This is a genomic window from Pseudomonas sp. Z2-11 (assembly GCF_054161305.1).
In genome coordinates, this window is record NZ_CP096395.1 from 1,978,431 (window position 1) to 2,000,599 (window position 22,169).

At 62.8% G+C, this 22,169-nt stretch carries 20 protein-coding genes; 8 read left to right on the plus strand and 12 right to left on the minus strand.

Going from position 1 to position 22,169, the window contains the following annotated elements; translation table 11 throughout:
- Nucleotides 1-349: 349 nt before the first annotated feature.
- From M1E16_RS08930 to M1E16_RS08955, 6 genes are read left to right on the plus strand one after another with little or no spacing between them, the layout of a single operon-like run.
- Nucleotides 350-1,444: an ABC transporter ATP-binding protein gene (locus M1E16_RS08930; protein WP_305495775.1), complete on the plus strand. Its 1,095-nt coding sequence runs from the start codon at nucleotides 350-352 to the stop codon at nucleotides 1,442-1,444.
- A complete protein-coding gene (locus M1E16_RS08935) occupies nucleotides 1,444-2,553 on the plus strand; it encodes an ABC transporter ATP-binding protein (protein WP_434569134.1) in 1,110 nt (369 codons plus the stop codon). The genes M1E16_RS08930 and M1E16_RS08935 overlap by 1 nt, the downstream gene beginning before the upstream one ends.
- Entirely contained in the window at nucleotides 2,550-3,416 is an 867-nt protein-coding gene (locus M1E16_RS08940; RefSeq protein WP_305495771.1) for a carbohydrate ABC transporter permease, read from the plus strand. The genes M1E16_RS08935 and M1E16_RS08940 overlap by 4 nt, the downstream gene beginning before the upstream one ends.
- A 31-nt stretch (nucleotides 3,417-3,447) precedes the next feature.
- Nucleotides 3,448-4,242: a carbohydrate ABC transporter permease gene (locus M1E16_RS08945; RefSeq protein ID WP_458130298.1), complete on the plus strand. Its 795-nt coding sequence runs from the start codon at nucleotides 3,448-3,450 to the stop codon at nucleotides 4,240-4,242.
- A 10-nt stretch (nucleotides 4,243-4,252) separates the two neighbouring features.
- On the plus strand, nucleotides 4,253-4,525 hold the full coding sequence (locus M1E16_RS08950) for a DUF2160 domain-containing protein (RefSeq protein ID WP_305495766.1): 273 nt from the start codon (nucleotides 4,253-4,255) through the stop codon (nucleotides 4,523-4,525).
- Nucleotides 4,526-4,576: 51 nt separating this feature from the next.
- Nucleotides 4,577-6,319 (plus strand): ABC transporter substrate-binding protein, encoded by a 1,743-nt coding sequence (locus M1E16_RS08955; protein ID WP_305495764.1) that lies wholly within the window; start codon nucleotides 4,577-4,579, stop codon nucleotides 6,317-6,319.
- 177 nt (nucleotides 6,320-6,496) lie between these two features.
- Here the strand turns inward: M1E16_RS08955 and M1E16_RS08960 are convergent, their stop codons facing one another.
- Nucleotides 6,497-7,438, minus strand: a complete 942-nt coding sequence (locus tag M1E16_RS08960) for an alpha/beta hydrolase (RefSeq protein WP_458129674.1) — start codon at nucleotides 7,436-7,438, stop codon at nucleotides 6,497-6,499.
- A 270-nt stretch (nucleotides 7,439-7,708) separates the two neighbouring features.
- Here M1E16_RS08960 and M1E16_RS08965 point away from each other — a divergent pair, with 270 nt between their 5' ends.
- Nucleotides 7,709-7,936, plus strand: coding sequence for a hypothetical protein (locus M1E16_RS08965; RefSeq protein WP_434603518.1), 228 nt, complete (start codon nucleotides 7,709-7,711; stop codon nucleotides 7,934-7,936).
- 96 nt (nucleotides 7,937-8,032) lie between these two features.
- Nucleotides 8,033-8,575 (plus strand): hypothetical protein, encoded by a 543-nt coding sequence (locus M1E16_RS08970; protein ID WP_458129675.1) that lies wholly within the window; start codon nucleotides 8,033-8,035, stop codon nucleotides 8,573-8,575.
- A gap of 127 nt (nucleotides 8,576-8,702) precedes the next feature.
- Here M1E16_RS08970 and M1E16_RS08975 read toward each other — a convergent pair whose 3' ends face one another.
- The 11 genes from M1E16_RS08975 to M1E16_RS09025 all read right to left on the minus strand — a co-directional run bounded on the left by M1E16_RS08975 (nucleotide 8,703) and on the right by M1E16_RS09025 (nucleotide 22,155).
- Nucleotides 8,703-9,497, minus strand: a complete 795-nt coding sequence (locus M1E16_RS08975; protein WP_458129676.1) for a ChbG/HpnK family deacetylase — start codon at nucleotides 9,495-9,497, stop codon at nucleotides 8,703-8,705.
- On the minus strand, nucleotides 9,469-10,641 hold the full coding sequence (locus M1E16_RS08980; RefSeq protein ID WP_458129677.1) for a GNAT family N-acetyltransferase: 1,173 nt from the start codon (nucleotides 10,639-10,641) through the stop codon (nucleotides 9,469-9,471). The genes M1E16_RS08975 and M1E16_RS08980 overlap by 29 nt, the downstream gene beginning before the upstream one ends.
- Nucleotides 10,642-10,646: 5 nt before the next feature.
- Nucleotides 10,647-11,336 (minus strand): GNAT family N-acetyltransferase, encoded by a 690-nt coding sequence (locus tag M1E16_RS08985; protein ID WP_434624865.1) that lies wholly within the window; start codon nucleotides 11,334-11,336, stop codon nucleotides 10,647-10,649.
- A complete protein-coding gene (locus M1E16_RS08990; RefSeq protein WP_458130299.1) occupies nucleotides 11,333-13,309 on the minus strand; it encodes a hypothetical protein in 1,977 nt (658 codons plus the stop codon). Before M1E16_RS08990 ends, M1E16_RS08985 begins: the two co-directional genes overlap by 4 nt.
- A gap of 383 nt (nucleotides 13,310-13,692) precedes the next feature.
- Nucleotides 13,693-14,997 carry a lipopolysaccharide biosynthesis protein gene (locus M1E16_RS08995; RefSeq protein WP_434569126.1) on the minus strand — a complete coding sequence of 435 codons (1,305 nt, stop codon included), beginning with the start codon at nucleotides 14,995-14,997 and terminating at the stop codon, nucleotides 13,693-13,695.
- Nucleotides 14,994-15,998 carry a polysaccharide deacetylase family protein gene (locus M1E16_RS09000; RefSeq protein WP_458129678.1) on the minus strand — a complete coding sequence of 335 codons (1,005 nt, stop codon included), beginning with the start codon at nucleotides 15,996-15,998 and terminating at the stop codon, nucleotides 14,994-14,996. Before M1E16_RS09000 ends, M1E16_RS08995 begins: the two co-directional genes overlap by 4 nt.
- Nucleotides 15,999-16,010: 12 nt before the next feature.
- Nucleotides 16,011-17,147, minus strand: a complete 1,137-nt coding sequence (locus tag M1E16_RS09005) for a glycosyltransferase (RefSeq protein ID WP_434624860.1) — start codon at nucleotides 17,145-17,147, stop codon at nucleotides 16,011-16,013.
- Entirely contained in the window at nucleotides 17,140-18,099 is a 960-nt protein-coding gene (locus tag M1E16_RS09010; protein ID WP_458129679.1) for a glycosyltransferase, read from the minus strand. The genes M1E16_RS09005 and M1E16_RS09010 overlap by 8 nt, the downstream gene beginning before the upstream one ends.
- Nucleotides 18,099-19,466: an O-antigen ligase family protein gene (locus tag M1E16_RS09015; protein WP_458129680.1), complete on the minus strand. Its 1,368-nt coding sequence runs from the start codon at nucleotides 19,464-19,466 to the stop codon at nucleotides 18,099-18,101. The genes M1E16_RS09010 and M1E16_RS09015 overlap by 1 nt, the downstream gene beginning before the upstream one ends.
- Nucleotides 19,463-20,566, minus strand: coding sequence for a glycosyltransferase family 4 protein (locus M1E16_RS09020; RefSeq protein ID WP_434624854.1), 1,104 nt, complete (start codon nucleotides 20,564-20,566; stop codon nucleotides 19,463-19,465). Before M1E16_RS09020 ends, M1E16_RS09015 begins: the two co-directional genes overlap by 4 nt.
- Nucleotides 20,563-22,155, minus strand: coding sequence for a GumC family protein (locus M1E16_RS09025; RefSeq protein WP_434569120.1), 1,593 nt, complete (start codon nucleotides 22,153-22,155; stop codon nucleotides 20,563-20,565). Before M1E16_RS09025 ends, M1E16_RS09020 begins: the two co-directional genes overlap by 4 nt.
- Nucleotides 22,156-22,169: the final 14 nt, after the last annotated feature.

Below are 22,169 nucleotides of genomic sequence, written 5' to 3' on the forward strand. Positions count from 1 at the left end.
CAGGTGCTGTTTTTATTGTTGTGGCAAGTCTCGCACAGAGTCCTTGTGCTGGGGCAGGCCCAAACACTACATATGTGTTCGGCCCTTGTGGGAGCGAGCAGGCTCGCTCCCACAAGGGATATCGTCAGGCCAGCTGGTAGCGTTCATTCAGTGTTGTTCAAAATTGTTCATTGTCAACCGGATCGTTGTTCAATTGTTCATTCCTGATTGTTCACTTCTGTTCAGCAATGAACGCCAGTTTTACCGTCGACAAAAGAAAAACAAATAGAATCAATAGCTTGTGATTTCTGGCACGGCTTTCGCTTTTGCACTCAGGTCGCTTGACTCCAAATAATAAAAAGGCCGAGCCATGTCATTACAGCTTGAGCACATCTGTCGCACCGTCGAAGGCCAGACCTGGATCGACGATGCCAATCTGAGTTTCGAACCCGGATCCTTCAACGTTCTGCTGGGCCGCACGCTGTCCGGCAAGACCAGCCTGATGCGCCTGATGGCCGGTCTGGACAAGCCCGACAGCGGCCGCATCCTGATGAACGGCGTGGATGTCACGAAGCGGCCGGTGCGGCTGCGCAATGTGTCGATGGTCTACCAGCAGTTCATCAACTACCCGACCATGACCGTATTCGAGAATATCGCCTCGCCGCTGCGCCAGGCCGGTATTTCCGAAGAAATTATCCAGGGCAAGGTCCTGGAAACCGCGAAGATGCTGCGGATCGAAAAATTCCTCAAGCGTCATCCGCTGGAGCTGTCCGGTGGTCAGCAGCAACGGACCGCCATGGCCCGTGCGCTGGTCAAGGACGCCGAACTGATCCTGTTCGACGAGCCGCTGGTGAACCTCGACTACAAGCTGCGTGAAGAACTGCGCCAGGAAATGCGCGAGCTGTTCCAGGCTCGTCACACCATCGCCGTCTACGCCACCACCGAGCCGAACGAAGCGTTGGCCCTGGGTGGCACCACGACCATCCTGCATGAGGGCCGGGTGATCCAGAGCGGCAAGTCGTCGTCCGTTTATCACCAACCGCAAACCGTGCTGGCCGCCGAGCTGTTTTCCGAACCACCGATCAATCTCATGCCGGGACGCATTGCCGGCAATGAAGTCAGCTTCGCCAACTTCGTGCACTTCCCGCTGAACGTCGACCTGCGTCCGGTGGGCGAGGGCGAGTTCCGTTTCGGCGTGCGTCCCAGCCATATCTCCCTGGTGCCGAGCAACGATGACGACCTGGAACTGGCGGTGACCGTCGAGGTGGCCGAGATCAGCGGTTCCGAGACCTTCCTGCACGTGCGCAACGAACACTTCCTGCTGGTCCTGCATTTGCCCGGTGTGCACGAATACGACGTCGACGCGCCGATCCGCATCTACATCCCGACCCATAAACTGTTTGTCTTCGATGCCCAGGGCAAGCTGGTCCAAGCCCCAGGGCAACGTATCGCGAGGGTTGCCTGATGGCCGAAATTCGTTTGCAGAACCTCGCCCACAGCTACACCAGCACCCCGGCGGGCCCCGAGGACTACGCGATCCGCGAGATGAACCACATCTGGGAGCAGGGCGGCGCCTATGCGCTGCTCGGGCCTTCGGGTTGCGGCAAGTCGACCTTGCTCAACATCATTTCCGGCTTGCTCAGCCCTTCCGAAGGGCAGGTGATGTTCGACAGCAAAGTCGTCAACGAACTGTCCCCGGAGCGGCGCAACATCGCCCAGGTGTTCCAGTTTCCGGTGGTCTACGACACCATGACGGTGTTCGACAACCTGGCGTTCCCGCTGCGCAACCAGGGCATGGCCGAGGCGCGGATCCACACCAAGGTGCAGGAAATCGCCGAGGTTCTCGATCTGCAGAGCCTTCTGGACAAGAAGGCCCGCAACCTCACTGCCGATGAAAAACAGAAAGTCTCCATGGGCCGCGGGCTGGTGCGCGATGATGTCTCGGCGATCCTGTTCGACGAGCCGCTGACGGTGATCGATCCGCACCTGAAATGGAAACTGCGGCGCAAGCTCAAGCAGATCCACGAGCAGTTCAACATCACCATGGTCTACGTCACCCACGACCAGTTGGAGGCCTCCACCTTCGCCGACAAGATCGCGGTGATGTACGGCGGCCAGATCGTGCAGTTCGGCACACCGCGCGAACTGTTCGAGCGCCCGAGCCACACCTTCGTCGGCTACTTCATCGGCAGCCCCGGCATGAACCTGATCGAGGTCCAGGCGCAGCCCGGTGGCGTCGGTTTCGCCTCGACCCACTTGCCGCTGTCCGAAACCCTGCAGCGGCGTGTCGCCGACGCGCAAGGCAAGAGCCTGAAGGTCGGCATCCGTCCGGAATTCGTGCATGTCTGGGACGGCCCTTACGACGACGCGATGCGGGCTGACGTGGTGCACGTCGAAGACCTCGGCACCTACAAGATCCTGACCCTCAACCTTGATGGCGCACCGCTGAAGGTCCGCCTCGCCGAAGACAAGCCTGTGCCGGAAGGCACCGCGTACATCAGTTTTCCGGGCCAATGGCTGATGGTCTATGCCGATGAATATCTGCTTGAATCCGCAGGCGAGGTGCAGCCATGAACAAGGTGCAGAACAACAAGGCCTGGTGGCTGGTGTTGCCGGTGTTCCTGCTGGTGGCCTTCAGCGCCGTGATCCCGATGATGACCGTGGTCAACTATTCGGTGCAGGACATCTTCGACCAGTCCAGCCGCTACTTCGTCGGCGCCGACTGGTACAGGCAGGTGCTGCTCGACCCACGGCTGCACGATTCGCTGTTGCGCCAGTTCATCTACTCGGCGTGTGTCCTGCTGATTGAAATCCCCCTGGGCATCGCCATCGCCCTGACCATGCCGACCAAGGGCAAGTGGTCGTCCCTGGTGCTGATCATATTGGCGATTCCGTTGCTGATTCCGTGGAACGTGGTGGGCACCATCTGGCAGATTTTCGGGCGCGCCGACATCGGCCTGCTGGGCTCGACGCTCAACGCCATGGGCATCAACTACAACTACGCGGCCAACACCATGGACGCGTGGGTGACGGTGCTGGTGATGGACGTCTGGCACTGGACTTCGCTGGTGGCGCTGCTGTGCTATTCGGGGCTGCGGGCCATTCCGGACGTCTATTATCAAGCGGCGCGAATCGACCGGGCGTCGAACTGGGCGGTGTTCCGGCACATCCAGTTGCCGAAGATGAAGAGCGTGCTGCTGATCGCGGTGATGCTGCGCTTCATGGACAGCTTCATGATCTACACCGAGCCGTTCGTCCTCACCGGCGGCGGGCCGGGCAACGCCACCACGTTCCTCAGCCAGACCCTGACGCAGATGGCTATCGGTCAATTCGACCTGGGCCCGGCGGCGGCGTTTTCCCTGGTGTACTTCCTGATCATTCTGTTGGTGTCCTGGCTGTTCTATACCGCCATGACGCACTCCGACGCCAACCGTTGAGGCCCGCACAATGAGCAAGAACCTTACCCCTATGAAAAAAGTGATTCCACTTTTGATCTACATCCTGTTCCTGCTGGTGCCCATCTACTGGCTGCTGAACATGTCGTTCAAGAGCAACACCGAAATCCTCGGTGGCCTGACGCTGTGGCCACAGGATTTCACCTTCCAGAACTACAAAGTGATCTTCACCGATCCGAGCTGGTACACCGGTTACCTCAACTCGCTGTATTACGTGAGCCTGAACACGGTGATTTCCCTGGCGGTCGCGCTGCCGGCGGCCTATGCGTTCTCGCGCTACCGCTTTCTTGGCGACAAGCATCTGTTCTTCTGGTTGCTGACCAACCGCATGGCGCCACCGGCGGTGTTCCTGTTGCCGTTCTTCCAGCTGTACTCGTCCATCGGCCTGTTCGACACCCATATCGCCGTGGCTTTGGCCCACTGTCTGTTCAACGTGCCGTTGGCGGTGTGGATTCTTGAAGGCTTCATGTCCGGCGTGCCGAAAGAAATTGACGAGACCGCCTACATTGACGGCTACAGTTTCCCCAAGTTCTTCGCCAAGATCTTTATCCCGTTGATCGGTTCCGGCATCGGCGTCACGGCGTTTTTCTGCTTTATGTTCTCCTGGGTCGAGCTGTTGCTGGCCCGGACACTGACCTCGGTGAATGCCAAGCCGATCGCGGCGGTCATGACCCGCACGGTGTCGGCGTCCGGTATTGACTGGGGCGTGCTGGCAGCGGCAGGGGTGTTGACCATTCTGCCGGGCATGCTGGTGATCTGGTTCGTTCGCAACCACGTGGCCAAGGGCTTTGCCCTGGGCCGGGTCTGAGGAGTCGATGATGGAATGGATGAACTGGACCGCCCCGACGGCGACGTTTTTTGGGGTCATTGCCTTGCTGCTGGCGGGCATGACGACATGGGAATTGCGTTCGCCGAGTATCCCTCGGCGTGGTTTCCTGCCGATTGCCACGACCCGTGGCGATCGGTTGTTTATCGGTCTTCTCGGTAGCGCCTACCTGCACCTGCTGGTGATCGGCGTTACCGACTGGAGCATCTGGATAGCGTTCGCGTTGTCTCTGGTGTGGCTGTTGGCAGTGATGCGGTGGGGCTAGTCGCGAAAGTTCGACGACGATCAGGCTCTTAAACCCAAACAGGAGGTCTCTATGTTCGATAAAAACAATAAGCTGCGACATAGCGTTTCATTGGCAGCCATGCTGGCACTCAGCGGGCTGAGCGCTACGGCCTGGGCCGACGCCTATGAAGACGCCGCGAAAAAATGGATCGGCAGCGAATTCAAGCCGTCGACCCTGACAGCCGAGCAGCAGCTCGAAGAACTGAAGTGGTTCATCAAGGCCGCCGAGCCATTTCGCGGGATGAAAATCAACGTGGTCTCGGAGACCATCGCTACCCACGAATATGAATCCAAGGTACTGGCCAAGGCTTTTAACGAAATCACCGGGATCCAGCTGACCCACGACCTGCTGCAGGAAGGCGACGTGGTGGAGAAGCTGCAGACCCAGATGCAGTCCGACAAGAACATCTACGACGGCTGGGTCAATGACTCGGACCTGATCGGCACGCACTTTCGCTACGGCAAGACCGAGTCGATCACCGACCTGATGGCCAACGAAGGCAAGAATTTCACCTCGCCGACCCTCGACCTCAAGGACTTCATCGGTATCTCCTTCACCACCGCGCCGGACGGCAAGGTCTATCAACTGCCCGACCAGCAGTTCGCCAACCTGTACTGGTTCCGCGCCGACTGGTTCGAGCGTGCGGACCTGAAGGCCAAGTTCAAGGAAAAATACGGCTATGAGCTGGGTGTGCCGGTGAACTGGTCGGCCTATGAAGACATCGCCAAGTTCTTCTCCGAAGACGTCAAGGAGATCGACGGCAAGCGCGTCTACGGCCACATGGACTACGGCAAGAAAGATCCGTCCCTGGGCTGGCGCTTCACCGATGCCTGGTTCTCCATGGCCGGCGGCGGTGACAAGGGCCTGCCTAACGGCTTGCCAGTGGACGAGTGGGGTATTCGCGTCGAAGACTGCCATCCGGTCGGCTCCAGCGTCACCCGTGGCGGCGACACCAACGGCCCGGCCGCCGTGTTCGCCACCACCAAGTACGTCGACTGGATGAAAAAATACGCGCCACCGGAAGCGGCGGGCATGACCTTCTCCGAGTCCGGTCCGGTGCCGTCCCAAGGCAACATTGCCCAGCAGATTTTCTGGTACACGGCTTTCACCGCCGACATGACCAAGCCGGGCCTGCCAGTGATGAACGCCGACGGCACGCCGAAATGGCGCATGGCGCCGTCGCCACGCGGTCCGTATTGGGAAGAGGGCATGAAGCTGGGCTATCAGGACGTGGGTTCCTGGACCTTCATGAAGTCGACGCCTGAGAAACAGCGCCTCGCGGCCTGGCTCTACGCGCAGTTCGTGACATCCAAGACCGTGTCGCTGAAGAAGACCATCGTTGGCCTGACGCCGATTCGCGAATCGGACATCAACTCCCAGGCGATGACCGACCTGGCGCCGAAACTCGGTGGCCTGGTGGAGTTCTATCGCAGCCCGGCCCGTGTGCAATGGTCGCCAACCGGGACCAACGTGCCGGACTATCCACGCCTGGCGCAACTGTGGTGGAGCCACATCGCCGAAGCGGCCAGTGGCGAGAAAACCCCGCAACAGGCTCTCGACGGGCTGGCCAAGGATCAGGACGCAATCATGACGCGTCTGGAACGCTCCAAGGCCCAGGCCACCTGCGCACCTAAGATGAACCCTGAGCGCGACGCGCAATACTGGTTCGATCAACCGGGCGCACCGAAGCCGAAACTGGCGAACGAGAAGCCTAAAGGCGAGACGGTGAATTATGCCGAACTGCTGAAATCGTGGGAGGCGGCGCGTAAGTAACGCTTCAACCAAAAAACAACGGCACCGAAAGGTGCCGTTTTTTTTTCTCCCGGTTCTGAAGTAAACCCAATCCCCTGTGGGAGCGAGCCTGCTCGCGAAAGCGGTGTGTCAGTTCGCCCCGATGTTGAATGTACTGGCCCCTTCGCGAGCAGGCTCGCTCCCACAGGGATTGTTGATCTAGCCCGCCTTGACCGGGCTTGCCTGGGCGTTTCCGGCCACCGGGGTCGGGCGGGCGCTCATCAACGCATCCAACGCCTGCCGATACGTGCGGCCCGCCAGGCTCATGCTGTTGTTATGCGTGGCGCCCGGCACCAACAACAAACGCTTCGGTTCCCGGGCGGCATTGAACAGCTGCTCGCTGAAGCGTGGTGGTACGTAGCGGTCGGCGGCGCCGTGGACGATCAGCAGCGGCATGTTGATCTCGCCGATCTTGTCGATGGAATCGAACTTCTGCGACAGCAGCCAGCGTACCGGCAGGGAAGTGTCGGCCATGGCGGTGGCGACATCGCCCAAGGACGTGAAGGTCGATTCGATGACCAGGCCTCGGGCGGGCACGGTGGTGCCATTTTTTGCCGCCTCCTGACCCAGCTCCGCCGCAAGATCCACCGCGACGGCACCGCCCAGGGAATGGCCGTAGATCAGGCGCAGGGCCGGGTCTGGTTGCAGCACCGCAAGACGTTCCCAGGCGATTCTTGCATCCTCGTACACGCTGGCTTCAGAGGGCAACCCCCCTTGGCTTTTGCCAAAGCCACGGTAATCGATCGCCATGACCGAATAGCCCAGCGCCCGCAATTGCTGGATGCGAAACAGCTGGCCGGTCAGGTTCCAGCGCACGCCGTGCAGGTACAGGATGGCGGGCGCGTTCTTGCGTTCGGCCGGCCACCACCAGCCGTGGATATTTTCACCGGCCTTGAAGCTCTTGGGCTTGAGGTCGAACTCCTGCACACCGCTGGGAAGGCCACTGAACCAGCTCGCCGTCCCCGGCTCGATGCGAAACACCAGCTCGCGTTCCTTGTGCTGCAACACCGCGCAGCCCACCGGCAGGCCGACCACCATCGCGGCCATGAACAACCAGGCCAGCCAGCGTTGCCTGAGGCGAGAAAGTAAGGATGAAGGCATCGACGCGATTCGCTACTCGAGGACAGAAGCTGCGTTTTAGCAGATTCCTCGGAGGGCGCGCAGGGATTTCGGACGGTTTGCCTGTGATGCGGGAGCGGCCCCAGGGCTGCGGGCAGGCATCGATCTTTTGCGACTGCTGCGCAGTCGAGCGGGAGCAAGCTCCCTCGCCACGAGGGTTTCATTGCCTTCAGATTGTGGTGCAACCCGATCGAACTCTCGCCGTTTCGCCCCACTCGAAATTCAATACTCAACCCTGTCGAGGACGATGTCATGACGAGCGAACATTCGAAAACAGCCAGCCAAGTCGGCAACAATGCGCCAGCCAAGGATGCTGCCGGCGACCCGGTGGACGTCGTGGAGCGCGATGTGCGCCACCCGGATCCAGCCACTGACAAAGTCGACAAGACGATCACGCCCAAGTCGATCAAGAGCCATGAGCAGGACGCTGAAAAATTGCGCGACAAGGTCGGGCAGGTGGAGAAAAAACTCGGCCGCTGAGTGGCGACTGTCATTCGTCAGAAGCCCGCTTTGCAGCGCTGGAAATTGTCCCATCCGTGTGCCTTACTCCCTGTTCCTTAGGGGGAGGGCAACGGGATGCGACGTAGAAGCGCAGCGTATTGGCTGTGGGTGAACCGTCGGCTGGCGGGGCGCAACCACGAAGAGATCCTGGAGGACGGCACGCAGGTGGAGGTCCAGGCGCGGATCAACCAGCAGAGCGTGACGCAACTTTTCATCTGTGTTTATCGGCCGAACGGATCCGTCTGGGTCGAGGAATTCCATGATCGCGCGTTGCGCGAACCGTTGTGCCAAGCGCTCGAATGGGGCTTGGCCCGGGCCAGGGACATCGTCGCCGGTAGCGGATGTTTCAAGGCGCCCCACAAGATTCAGATGACCCTTGGGCCATTGATCCGGGACGAATGCACCCTGGCCCTGAGGCGCATGGACATGAGCGATGAAGAGCGCCGCAACCTCAAGATCCGGGATGCCTGGACAGAGTACGTCCATGCCAAGGAAGCGATGCTGGCGCTGATGCGTTCGGCCCGGGTCGAGGCCGACGTCTGGGAGACGCAGAAGCGTCGGCTGTGCGAAGCCATCGATCGGCGGGCCTCCCTGGCCCGAGCGTGCCTCGGTAACTGAAACATGGCAGCCTCCGTGGCGAGGGAGCTTGCTCCCGCTGGGGCGCGTAGCGGCCCCCTCCGGTTCCAGCATTTGCCTCGTCGGGGCCGCTGCGCAGCCCAGCGGGAGCAAGCTCCCTCGCCACGGGTCAGTACAGATCCCCAAACTCAACTCGCTCAAAGTCCCGCCCACTCTCGCCATACCCCACCTTCGGCACCCCCGCCAGGCGCCTGTGCAGCACTTGGGTCAGCGAGTTGTCGAGGGCCAGGCTGGCGTCGCCAAAATCCCCGTCCAGTTGCAGCGGATGAACGATCACTTCCAGCGAACCATGCTTCGGTGGCGCCGCGTGATGCAGGTCCGCTGGGGTGCAGACATAATCCGCCGTTGCGCCGCAGAGCCTGCGCAGGCGGCGGTTGAGCAAGGTTTTGAAGATGCGTTTGGCCACGCTCAGGTTCGGTCCCAGGTTACGTGCCAGGCGCATGGGCACGCCTTGCCGGGCGGCGAAGCGAGCCACCAGTTCGCCGACGGGCCAGATATTGTGTACATGCTGATGAGAGTCCAGATGGCTCGGACGCAGGCCACGGTCCAGGCAGTATTGCCACTGCGCCTGGAGTTCCTCTTCCACGGCCGCCAGATCATCCGTCCCCAGCCGCAGGCTGTAGCGCGACAGGTTGAGGTCGAATTCGCCGGTTGCATTGCAGAACGTCTGCCGTGTCCTGATTGCCTGACTCAGCGGCGGTCCGTAACTGAGATTGAAATGCAGGCCGATGCGCCCTTCAAGCAGTGGGTGTCGGGCCAGCTCACACGCCTGGTCAAATCCCGGCATGTTGGCCATGGCCGTAGCGGAGCTGATCACGCCTGCCTCGAAGGCTCGTAGAATCAAGTCGTTTTCATCGAGGCTGAGCCCGAAGTCATCAGCGTTGACGATCACTTGGCGAGGCATGCGTGTCCTCCGATTTTTTGGCAGTGGGCGACGTTGTCGCGGGCGGTTTGGCGCGGCGCTTGCCGAGCCAGGGCTTCAGGCTTTTCCATAGCCGCAGGGCGAACCCCAGGAGCAGGCCATCGGGCCGCCAGGAATAGAAACTCCAGCGCCAGTGCTCAAGTTGGCCGGTCATGCGTTCGTGCAGTTGATGGCTGGAATTCTCCAGACTGACGCGCGATGCATCGATCCACCGCCAGTTCTCGTCCAGCCCCCAGCGGATCCACTCCTCGAGCAAGACCCGGCCGCTGCCCAGGTCGGCGTGCCGCGGCAGGAACGCCAGGTTGTAGTCATACAGCCGTCCCTGGTCGAGCAGGCCGAGGCGATAGCTGATGCACTCGCCGTTCAGCTCCAGCATCACCACCCGCACCAGGCCTTGGGCGGCGAGGGCGGTGAAGGCAAGGTTCATCCATTGCCGGCGCCCGGGGTCGGCGAAGATGCCGACACCTTCCTCGCCTTTCCAACTGGCCGCCTCGACTTCAGCGAGAGCCCGCAGCAGTTGCCCCATGCCGATGGCATCCGGCGTCACCCGACGTATTTCGGCACCGCAAGCGGCGATCCGCTTGCGCGCGCGGCGCAACTTGTAGCGCGGATCGCCGGTGATTTCCTGATGGTCACTGTCGCTGATCAGGTGCACCGGGACCCGGCAACTGAGCCGCCGTTCGCCGGTGGAACTCTGCGCCATCCAGGCACTGAGCACGCTTTGTTCGCCCACCGGCTCGATCACTTCATTCAATTGCAGCAACGCGTGGGGCACCTGCTGGCGGATCTGCATCAGCGCCTGGCCCATGGCTTCGGCATCCAGGCGCACCAACAGGGCGATACGGTCAGCCAGTGGAAACCCCAAGTGATGCAACACCCGAAAGCGCAGCCCGCCGATGCGCTCGCGCCCCGCGACCAGAGGCAGGCACAGGCACAGTGTCTGGTCCTGCCAGCCCAGCAGCACATGGAGTTGCTGGTCGGGCGCGAGGGCGAATTCCGCCGCTTGCAACCAGGCCAGCGTATTGAACGGCGTAGCGTCGACCACCTGGGTCCGCAGCTCTTCATAAGCCGTTGCAGGAAACTCCGCCGCGCTCATGGAGCGACACCACTGGAACCGGATCGCCATGGACGTCAGGCCGCCGCAGCCGATGCAACCGGCCGGGCCGGTTTACGGAAGGCGTCGAGTACCGAGCCGCTGTAGAACGTGTCGCGGAAGAACCGGAAACGCCCGAACAGGCAATACACATGGGTGATCTGGCCGCACTCCTGGAAGTCCATGCGGATGTGCATCTTGATCGCTGGGGTGTTCTGCAAGTCGCAAACATCGACCATTTTTTCGCAGCCCTTGTCCGCCATGACTTTCCACATGTCGGTCTGTACGTCCGCCGACAGCTGGGAGCCCCAGTACGCACGGATCATTTCTCCGCCGAACTGGAAGTATTCGCCAGGCTTGACCGGGAACCAGCAGCCATAGAAATGGCGGTCAAAATAGTCTCGTGTACTGGCCCAGACGAAGCCCACGGTGTCGCCCTTGTCGTCCAGGTACATCAGGCCGGTATAACCTTCGGCGGCCAGCTCGCGCATGGTTTCTACGCGGTCGCCAAAATGCCTGGCAAAAGCGTCGGCGTTTTCGACGGTAATGAACTCGCGACGTACCGGTGGGTAGGGCCTGAGGGTATGCGGCCGCAGCGGGATTCTCACATCGTGTTCCAGCCATACCAGTTGCGAATGGAAAAACACGAAGCGACGTACCAGCAGTTTGAAAACGGAACGCAGGCCTTTTTTCTGAATGCGATCACGCAATTTTTGCAGAGCGTTCATGGAGCCTCCTGACGGATAGCGGGTTGGGGGGGAAGGGTGGCAGTCCAGCGCAGGGCGAATACGGTTTCTCCTGGCAAGAGAAATCCGACCTGGCCGGCCTTGCAGTTGAACGGGGCATTGCGGCCGATGTTGTCCGGGCCGAAATACACCAGGCTGGCGCCGGGCTGCGGGCAGGCCGCGCCCTGCAGGCTGACTTGATGGGCGCGGGTGCTTTTGTTCACGCCCAGCAGGCTGCGCTGCTGCCCGGTGGCCATGGCCAGCGCGTCGACTTCAAACGCGTCGTTGTCCAGGCGCAGCACCTGGTCGAGCCAGTGCTGCTGGATGAATTGCTGGGCCAGGCCCACCGGCTTGAGTTCGAAGCGCTGGTTCTCCAGCACTCGCACCATGCCTTTGGGGTATTGCGGCTCGTCGGCGGACTGGAACCAGTTGAGCATGTCCAGCCAGCCGTCGGCGGAGGCGTTGATCGCCACCGACGCCCACCACAGCGCGGCATAGTGGGTTTCCTGATCGTAGGGGCTGAGGCTCGAGCCGCTGGAGATGTTGGTCTGATCCAGCAGCAAGGCCTTGCGCGGCCGGCCCTGGCTGTCCAGGCCAACCAGGTCGGCGGCCTGGCGGACGCTGTTGCGATAGACCCGGGTCGCCAGCAAGTCGCGGACCATCCATTCATGCCAGGCCAGGGCGTCGATCCGGTCGCCGGAGGTTTCCAGCAGGCGCCGTGCCCAATCGATGCCGCGCCGATCCGCCGCGTTTTCGGCCAGCGGGCCATTGGTGAATCGGGAGCTGGCCGGCATGGCGATGCGCACTCCGGCGCGGGCATTGGCGTCGTTGGCGCGGACCTGGGCGGCCAGGCTTTCGAACATCTGCTGGAAGCTGGCGAAGTCCGGATAGTTGAGGTTTGGCTCGTCGGCGAAACTCAGGTAATGGAGGCCCTTGCCGCCCAGGGTGCGGGTCGTGTCTAGCCAGGCTTGCAAGCCGCTGCTGCTGGTCCGGTCGGCGCGCAGATCGGCCTTGCGTTGGCTGCCGGCCAAGAGGGTAATGTCCCGGGTGATGCCGAAGCGATCATGGTACAGGCGCCGGAACGCATCTTCGTGGTCGGCCTTGGCCGCCGTGACATCGACGAAACTGTAGTAGGTGGCCGCTCGGGGCTTGAGGGTATCGATCACCGCGTAGGCGGACGGTGGCGGCAACACATAGGGCAGGGACATGCCCAGGCTGGGGGTGGGGCCGAGCACATCGTCATGGAGGGTCAGGTGGGTTTGGCCTGGATCCTGGCGCACCGGCTGCAACTGCGCCGGGTCCTGGGCGAACAGGTTGGCGCTACCGTCGAGCCAGAACGCTACCTTGCCGTTGCCTTGCAAGCGCAGGCGCCAGGTTTGCTCGACATCCGCCACCGGCAGGGCGATCTGGTCGAACTGCCAATAGGCGCGATACGGTTTGAGATTCAGCTGGAGCTGTTTGCCGTCGCCGACGCGCTGGGCTTGCAGCGCGTGCACACCGCCATGGAATTTACCCGCCAGCACTGCGCGTTCGCCGGCCGCCACCTTGAAGTACAACTCGTCGCCATCGTGGGCTTCGGCGCTGAAATGCACTTTCGCCGGAGCGAACAGGGCACGGGTGCTCGCGTCGTGCTCTACCGTATAGCGGCGGAAACTGTAGCCGGGAATTTCCAGGCGATAACTGGCGGCACCAGGCCGCAGCGGCCACTGCTGCTCGCCACGGGTCTCTGCCGCCTCGACCAGGTGCTCACCGGCCAGCCGCCCCTGGCCGTCGAGCAGGTAGAGGTGTTCGGTATTGGCATCGGCCTGCCAGGCGGGCACCCAGCGCACGGTCACGGTGCTTGGCTGGTCGGTCTGCAGGTACAGGCTGCCGTCGCGGATGCCGGCCCATTGCATGGACGCGCCATGGGCGGAGGCTGCGAGGGCCAGAAGGCATAGACCGGCGCCGATTTTTCCCATGCCCCCCACTGGCCCCATCGCGAGCAAGCTCGCTCCCACAGGTGATCTGCGGTGAACACAAATACCGAGCCCAACCCCAGCCCCCTGTGGGAGCGAGCCTGCTTGCGAAGAGGCCGTCAGCTTCAACATCCCAGCCAGCTGACCCAACGCTTTCGCGAGCAGGCTCGCTCCCACAGTGGGAATGTGGTGAACACAAATACCCTGCCCAACCGCGCCCCCCTGTGGGAGCGAGCCTGCTCGCGAAGAGGCCGTCGCCTTCAACATCCCAGCCAGCTGACCCAGCGCTTTCGCGAGCGGGCTCGCTCCCACTGGGGAGGTGTAGTGGATATAAATACCGTTGCCAACCCTGGACCCTGTGGGAGCGAGCTTGCTCGCGATGGCGGTCTGGCGGGCGGCGGTGTTCACGCGGATTTCCCCAGCAGCATCTGGCGCATCGGCAGCAAATCGCTGGGCAGGATGATCAGTGTCTGCCACAGCGCCACGCCGCTGAGGCGGCAGTACACCCCCAGCAGCGCCAGCGTTACCCCCAGATAGGCGATCGACGACGCAGCGGCCGCGCCGACGATGCCGTAGCGCGGTATCAGGACCAGGTTGAGCGCCAGGTTCAGCAGCGCGCCGACGCCCATCAGCAGCGACACCGTGCCGGGTCGGTCCTTGCCCAGCAGATCCAGGCGCAGGATGCTCGCGTAGCAGAGCCCGAACAGCCCCGGCAGCAGCGCCAGCAGGGCCGGGTAGGCCGGTTGATAGGCGGCGCCGAACAGCGTGACGATCAACCATTCGCCAATCAGCGCCATGCCCAGGCAGGCACCGAGCATCACCGTGGCGGTCAGGCGCAAGGCCAGCGGGGTCAGGCGCTGCATGTCGCGGTCTTGCTGCAGCAGGCGTTTCATCAGCGGCGTGGTGACCGCTTCCGGCACGATCAGCAGCAGTTCGGCCGCAGCGCTGGCCATGGCGTAATGCCCCAGCGCCGTGCTGCCCAGCAGGGCGCCGATGAACAGGAAATCCGAGCGCAGCACCACTTGCTGGAACAGCAGGTCAGGATGGCTGCGGGCGCCGTAGCGCAACAGCTCGTTCTGGCCGGCACGGTCCCACTGCAGCTCGACCGCATGATCGCGGCGCAACCACATCCAGCCGGCCAGCACCACCAGGCTCAAGCCCGCCAGCCAACTGATCAGCGCCGCCTCCAGCGCCTTGTCTTGCCACATCCAGAACAGCGCCACGAACAACAACAGCGGTGCCAGCGATTCCATCAGCCGCAACGCGTTGAACGCGCCCACGCCGCCCGAGGCATTGTGCAGCGTCAGCAGGCCGCTCTTGAGCACGGTCAGCGGTACGGCCAGCAACAGCAGCCAGGCCAGCAATCCCAATTGCGTGGTGATGTCCAGCTCACCGCCAAATTCCCGCACCAGCGCCACCACCAACAAGGTCAGCAACCCGGCCAACAAACAGCCGAACACCAGCACCTGGCTGAGCAACAAGCCCATCGAGCGCTGCTGCGCCGCCTGGTAACCGACGGCGGAATTCAGGCCACCGCTGGTGGCGGCGCTGATCAGGTCGGGCAGGGTACTGAGCAATGCAAACAGCCCACGCTCGCTGGGCCCGAGGATCCTTGCCAACAACACGTTGCGCAGCAGGCGCAGAGCGATCATCGCCAGGCGCGTGCCCATGCTCAGTGCCAGATGCTTGAGGTAATGGGCTCGGCTCATGAGCGGGCTCCTCGACGGATGCGCCAGGCCAGCAACTCGGGGTGGCAGGCATTGCGCTGGCTGACGCCGAAGCGTGGCAGGTTCAAGGGGTCGCCATCGTGGCGATACAGCCCGGCCTCGGTGCCCAGGGCAAACGGAAAACCGTGGGCCGCCACTTGCTCGCGTACCCGTGCATCATGATCACCGTTGGGGTAGCAATACACCGGCAGGGGTTGCGCGCAGCCATTTTCCAAAGCTATCCAGCTGCGGGTCAGTTCCTCGTGCAAACGCTGGTCGTCCAGCCCGGTCAGGATCGCATGGCTGGCACCGTGGGGGCCGAAGCGGATCAGGCCGGAATCTTCGAGCATGCGCACCTGGGTCCAGTCCAATGCCTGGGGTTGCGAGCCCTGCGGACAGGCCTCGGTGAGATCGCTCAGGGTTCGCGCATCGAGGGTTTTCAGGCTTTGCAGGAAATGCAGCAGCGCCAGGCTGCGGCGCTCGTCGTCGATGTCATCGAGCAGCACCGGCAATGGCCGGCCGACCTGCTGCAAATGCTCGATGAGCGAATGCCGCGCCAGCTGCCCATGGCTGCCCCAGAGGGTTTCGCCGATGCTTTCCCACCAGAAATGCTGGCGGCTGCCAACAAAATCGGTGGACAGGAAAATGCTCGCCGGCACTTGGTACTGGCGCAGCAGGGGAAAGGCATTCATGGCGTTGTCGCGCCAGCCATCATCGAACGTCAGGGCCACCCGCGGACGGTTCGGAACGTTTTCCGGGTCGGCCAGCAGCAAGCTCATCAACGGCACACATTCAAAATGCCGTTGCAGCCAGATCAACAGGTGTTCGAACGCGTCAGGCCCAACGCACAGCTCGTTGCGATGCGGCAGTTCGGCGGCGCGGTCGTTGTTCAACACCCGGTGCAACATCAGGATTACGCCGGCGCCACGCAAGGGATGGCGCCCCATCGACGTGTTCAGGTACAGCCAGCCGCCGGTGCGCTTGAAGACGTGTTTGATCGACATCGGCGTTGCTCCTTAGCGGTTCTGCTCGGGATTCCATTGGCTATAGCGGTGGCCGCGCAGAAACTGCCACAACCCGATGCTCATGCCCGCCAGCGTCACCAGCACGAACGCGGCCAGGCGGAAAGGCCTGGGCAGACGGTGGCCGACGTCCAGCAACCCGATCAAGGCGATGGCGTAACCGAGCAACTGCGCCACCAGGCTCAGGCGATAGAACCCATGCTCGTTCCACAGCCAGGCGTTGCTCAGCAACAGCGGCACCAGCAACACCGGCGCCAGGCGGCGGATCAACTTGTGGCTGATCAAGCCAATGGCGTAGAGCCCATGGCGCAAGGGATTGAGCAGTTCCCGGCGCTGGGCCAGGCTCTGCAACCCACCGACGGTGACCCGCTGGCGCCGGCGGAACTGCTTGTCGGCTTCGTCCACGCCCTGGTCGGTCACTCGGGCGAGCGGTGCGTAGACGATCGCCTTGCCGGCCACCGGCGCACAGGTGCTGAGAAAAAAGTCATCGTTGACTTGCGCCGGTATCGCCTGGAACAACTCCCGGCGCAGGGCCAGCAGAGCACCGTCAGCGGAGACCATGCAGCCGGTGCGGCTCTCGACCCGACGCAGCCAGCCTTCGTAGTGCCGATACAGGCTGTCGCCCAGGCTCAGGCCCTTGCCTGGCACGGGGATTTCCATGTGCCCGGCGCAGGCGCCGACTTCCGGGTCGGCCAGCGGCGCCAACAGGTGGCCGAGGGTATCGTGGGCCCATTGATTGTCGGCGTCGGTGAACACCAGGATTTCGCCGCTGCTATGGGCCACGCCCGTGTTGAGGGCGGCAGCCTTGCCTTGGCGCGGCAGGTCGAGCACGCTGATCCGCGGATCGCTGACCTTGCGTGCGCAGGCCACCGTGTCATCGGTGGAGCCGTCGCTGGCGAGGATGATTTGCAGCGAGCGCGCGCGATAATCCTGAGCCAGCAGCGTGCGCAATTTTTCTTCGATGTGCCGCGCCTCGTTGTGGGCGGCAATCACAATGCTCACGTCCATCGGCACTGCCGTGGTGTAGCGCCGTAGCGGAAACAGCGGCGCCAGCAAGGTCAGCAACAGCGGGTAGCCGAGGTACGCGTACACCGGCAGCAACAGGCAAGACCAATAGAAAAACTCAGCCACGGGCAGGTCTCCTGACGTTCCATTGAAAAAGATTGAGCAGCAGCGCCGCGCCGGTCAGGTGCAGGCGCACCCCATGCAGGGCCCACAATTGCAAGGTCAGGCGCGGGTCGCGCTGGCTCTGGCGCAGGCTCAGAGCCAGGGCCGGCAATGTGCTGATCAACAGCAGCATCAGCCCCAGGCGCGCCTGGCCCTGGAACAGCGCGACCAGCGCCACGAAATCCAGGCCCCAGGCACCGATGGACAAGGCGGGGAAGCGCAACAGCCGCAGGCTCGGCCCGTGGCTGCGCAGCAGCTGCCAGTGACTGCCCTGACGCCACAGTTCCTTGCTCATCCACTCGCGCCAGCTGCCTTCGTAACCCCAGTGCAGGGCAAGGCTTTCGCTCACCAGCAACAACTGCGCTCCGGCCTGGCGCAGGCGCAGGGAAAAATCCTTGTCCTCACCGGTGCGCAGGGTTTCATCGAAGCCACCGACGCGATCGAACCAGGCGCGGCGCATCAGCAGGTTGGCACTGGGCAGCCACTGCACCCGGTGCAGCGGACGCGACCCCGGGCGTTGGCCGCGCCGTTGCCAGGCCCGGGCGAACCACGGCGCCTGCTCGGGCGTATCCAGGTCGAGACCAAGCACATCGCCCTGGCGACCTTCGATTTCGATCAACAACCTGAGCCAGTCGGCGGGCATTTCGATGTCGGCATCGATGAATGCCAGCCAGTCGCCGCTGGCGGCCGCCGCGCCACGATTGCGCAGGGCGCCGATGTGCACGCCGGGCACGATCAGCACCCGTGCGCCCAATTCGTTGGCGATGCGCGGGCCATGGTCGTCCGAGCCGTTGTCGACCACGATCAGCTCGCACTCCAGCTGCGCCTGGCGCGCAGCTTCCTGCGCCGCCAGCAACGTGCGGCCGATGTGCCGGGCCTCGTTGTACATCGGGATCACAATGCTCACGCGTTTCATCAACGGGTCTCCTGCGGCGCGGACCGTTCGGCGTCGTAGCGCAATACGCTGGTCAAGCCCAGCATGATCCACAGCAACTTGTGGTTCGGTGCACTGAGAAACATCAGGAACAACGCCAGCGACAGGAAACTCATGCCCAAGTGCGTCAGCAGGTCCGCCTGCACCCAGTCCCGACGCTGGAGCCAGAGCTGGCGTGCGCGCAGCAGGTTGTAGAGACCCAGGCCGATCATGCCGACAAACATCAACCCGCCGGGAATACCGATCTCGCTGAAGATTTCCAGGTAGGTGTTATGCGCCCGGCGATACAGGTCCCCCAGCTTGCGGTTGGCCGAGAAAGCCTTGGCGTAGCCGGTGGGGGCGTAGTGCAGGGGAAACGTTCCGGGGCCTGAGCCGAGCAGCGGATTTTCGCGAAGCATCTGGCTGCCGACGACGATGTACGAGGCGCGGCGGCCCAGGGATTCGTCCTTGTGCGCGCTGGCACCAGCGCTGAGGATGCTCAGTGACTGGATGCGCGCCACGTAGCCGGCCGGCATCACCGCGATTGCCAGGGGAATCAGCAGCGCCAGCCCGAGCATCGCGAAGCCCAGGTGCCGTGGGCGGATGCGCGGCAGCTGCGCGCGGTAGTGATACAAGCCGATCATCAGGCTGAGCAGCAGCACCACCAGTCCCGAACGCGATTCGGTCTTGGTCATGCCGCCCAGCAGCAGGATGAAGCAGCCACCCCAGAACAACCGGTGCAGCAGGTTCGGACTGCGCACCACCAGCAACAACGCCAGCGGCACGGTGAAGGCGATCAGCAGAGCGAAGGTGTTCGGATCTTCCAACAGGCCGGAAGCGCGGCCCTGATCCTGGTACCGGGCGGAGAACATCGCCAGCACGCAGGTCGTCGTGACGCTCAGGGTGACCAACCGGCAGAACAGGTCCAGGTTCAGCTCGCGGCCGATCAGCAGGGTGATCGCGAACAGCACCAGGCCCACCGCCAGCTCCCGGAAGTGGGTGGTGGAGAGGCCCGGGTTTTCCGATAGCAGCAGGCTCAGGCCATAGAACAGCATGAAGCCGATCAGCGGCTTCCAGATGTTGCTGCGCAGGCGAGTGGCGGGAATCTGGTGCAGGGCCAGTTGCAACGCCAGGATCAGGATCAGCGCCAGCCCGAGGAACTTGCTGCCGGAAAAGGCGTTTTCCTTGAACAGGCCTTCGAACGGCACTAGCGCGGCGATCCCCAGCAAGCCCCAGCCGGGCTTGCGATAGAGCACGGCGACACCGACCAGGCCGAGCACCGCGCCGGGAGCCAGGTACGGATAAGGGCTGGCCAGCAACATCAGGCAAACCAGGCCCAGGAGGCTGACGATCGAGAGCGGGACAATCATGGCCGGGCCTCCCGTGCGGTGCGGATATACAGTTGCGACCAGCGTTCGGCCAGCGTGCGCAGGTCGTAGCGGTCGCGTTGGGTGCGCCGTGCGTTGTCGGCGAGGATCTGCGCCAGCGGTGGTTCGCTGAACAGTGTCTCGATCTGCCGGGCCAACTCGTCGCTGTCGGCGGGCGTGGCGAGCAGGCCGTTATGGCGGTCCTGCACGACATCGGGAATGCCGCCGACGCCGAACGCCACCACCGGCACTCCGGCTTGCATGGCTTCGAGCAGAATCATCGGCGTGCCCTCGGTGCGCGAGCTGATCACCAGTACATCGAGCCGGCTCCACCAGGCATTCATGTCGGTCTGGTAGCCAGGCAATTCGATGCGCGTGGGCAGCCCGGCATCGGTGATGCGCTTGAGCAGGAGCTGGCGTTCCGGGCCGTCGCCGAGCATCACCGCGTGCAGCGAAGCATGGCGCTGGCACAGCGGGATCATGGCGTCGAGAAACAGGTCCGGGCCTTTTTCGCTGCTCAAGCGGCCGACGTAGCCGACCCGCCAGCGCTGCCGGTCATCGCGATGCGGCAGGGGTGTGGCGACCGCCGGCAGACCGTTGGGAATCACGTCGAGTTTGTCCGCCTGCACGCTGGCCTGGCGGTGCAACGCCGCGATGCTTTCGGCCACGCATACCACTCGCTTGACCGAGGCGGTGCGGCACAGCTGCAGGCTCAGCCAGGTATAAAAACGCTGCTTGGTGCTGCGCGGCGTAAAGCCGTGCTGGGTAATCACCAGGGGCAGGCGCAGCAGCGTGGCCGCGGCCCAGCCGAACAACAGGCCTTTGAAGTTGTGCGTGTTGATCAGCGGTCGCTCGGCGCGCCGTTGCCGCAAATGCTGCAGCAGCTCGGCCCAGTTGGCGCAGTGGCGGCAGTCGACCCCGGCCTGGCGAAAGCGCGTGATCAAGGTCGGCGGCGCCGCCAAAAACACCACCTGGTGCTGGCCGGGCGTGGCCAGGCAATGATCGAGCAGCATCCGCTCGGCCCCGTAGAAGCCGCCGCTGTCGAGCAGATGAATGATCGACAGGGGGCTGCTGCGGTGGGACGGGCCGAACGGCGCGTTCAATTTCTCACCCAATGGACAAGGCTGGGCAAGCTCCAGTTGCGATGCGGATTGACCTGCTCGGGTGACTGCTCGTTGATCACCAGCAACACCGGCAGATCCAGTTGCTGGGTGATCTGCGCCGGATGCTTGAAGCGATGGTCGAAGAACTCACGCACATAGACCAGGGCGATGGCCAGCAGCAGGCCGCTGAACAGGCCGAACACAATGATCAACATCGGCTTGGGAAATGCCGCGGCGGTCGGTTCGAAAGGCGGGCTCAGGACCCGGGCGTTGGACAGGTCGTTGTCCAGCGAGCGGGCGGTGCTGGCTTCGGCGAATCGCTGGGCGTAGGTGGAGAACGCCGCATGCAGAGCGTTGATCTCGGTGTCCATCTGCCGCAGCTTGCTCTGGGTTTCCTGCAACTGATGGATGCGCTCCTTGAAGGCCCCGATGCGCGCTTTTTTCTGCTCGATCACCGAGCTGACCACCGCAAGATCGGTGGTGCGTTCCTGGATGCGGTTGTTCACCACTTTCAGGAACTGCTGGCGGGTGCGCACGATCTGCTCCCGGGCCAGCAGCATCGGTTCGCTGCCGGGCTGGAAAATCGCCAGGTCATTCATGTAGCGGCTGACCTGGCCGGTCAGTTGCTCACCCAACTGGCGGATTTCCCGGTCTTCGAAGGCGATGTTGTCCACCGTGGTGGTGAAGGTGAACGGGAAGGTGTAATCGTTGAACCGCGAGCTGGTCGTCGCCGCCAGGCTGCTCTTGAGGTAGTCGAGCCAGCGTTGGCTTTGCAGCAGGCGATCCTGATAGAGGTTCAGCGCCTGCTCTTCGGTATTGATGGCGTTCAGGCGGAAAGTGACTTCTTCCTTCGGATCGGACGAACCGATGCCTTCGAGCAGCCCGAGTCGTTTGTCTTCGAGGCCGTCGAGACGCGTCTGGTATTGGGCTTTTTTCTGCTCGTAGAAGGTCTGCGGCAGTTCGATCGATTGCAGTTCCTGGCGGCCGGTGAGGTAGTTCTTCAGCAGTTGCGCGACGAACCGCGTGCCCTGGGCCGGGTCACCGAAGCTGTAGACGATGGAGATGACATTGGAGCCGGGGAGGGTTTCGATCTTCAGGTTTTCGATGGCCTGGTCGGTCAGCGTATCGAGCATCGTGTCGCGCACCGGATCGACCTCAAGCCCCAGGCCGTCGCGCAACGGGTTGACCACATACTCACGCAGCGGCTGGGTGATGTAGCGCTTGAGCGGCTCGCTGACCCATTTGTTGAGGATACCCGGGCTTGGCGTGTACTCGCCCTGGTCGCGCAGGGTCTGGATGGTCTGGCGAATCAACGCCGGCGAGCGGAGGATATTGCTCTCGGTTTCCATGTCCGCCAGGGACGGCGGGATGAACGTGGCGTTTTCCTGGTTCAGCGACGTGGTGGCGTCGCCCTGGGAGAGTTTTTTCGACTGGACGATCACCTGGGCGGTGATATCGAAGCTCTGCTTGAGCATCAATGGCAGCACCAGGGCGATCACGGCGAAAATCAGGAAGATGCGCTTCACCCACTGCTTGTTGGCAAAGAAGATCCTGAAAAACTCGTGCAGATAATTTTCCTTGGGGTTCATGATCGGTCACCTGA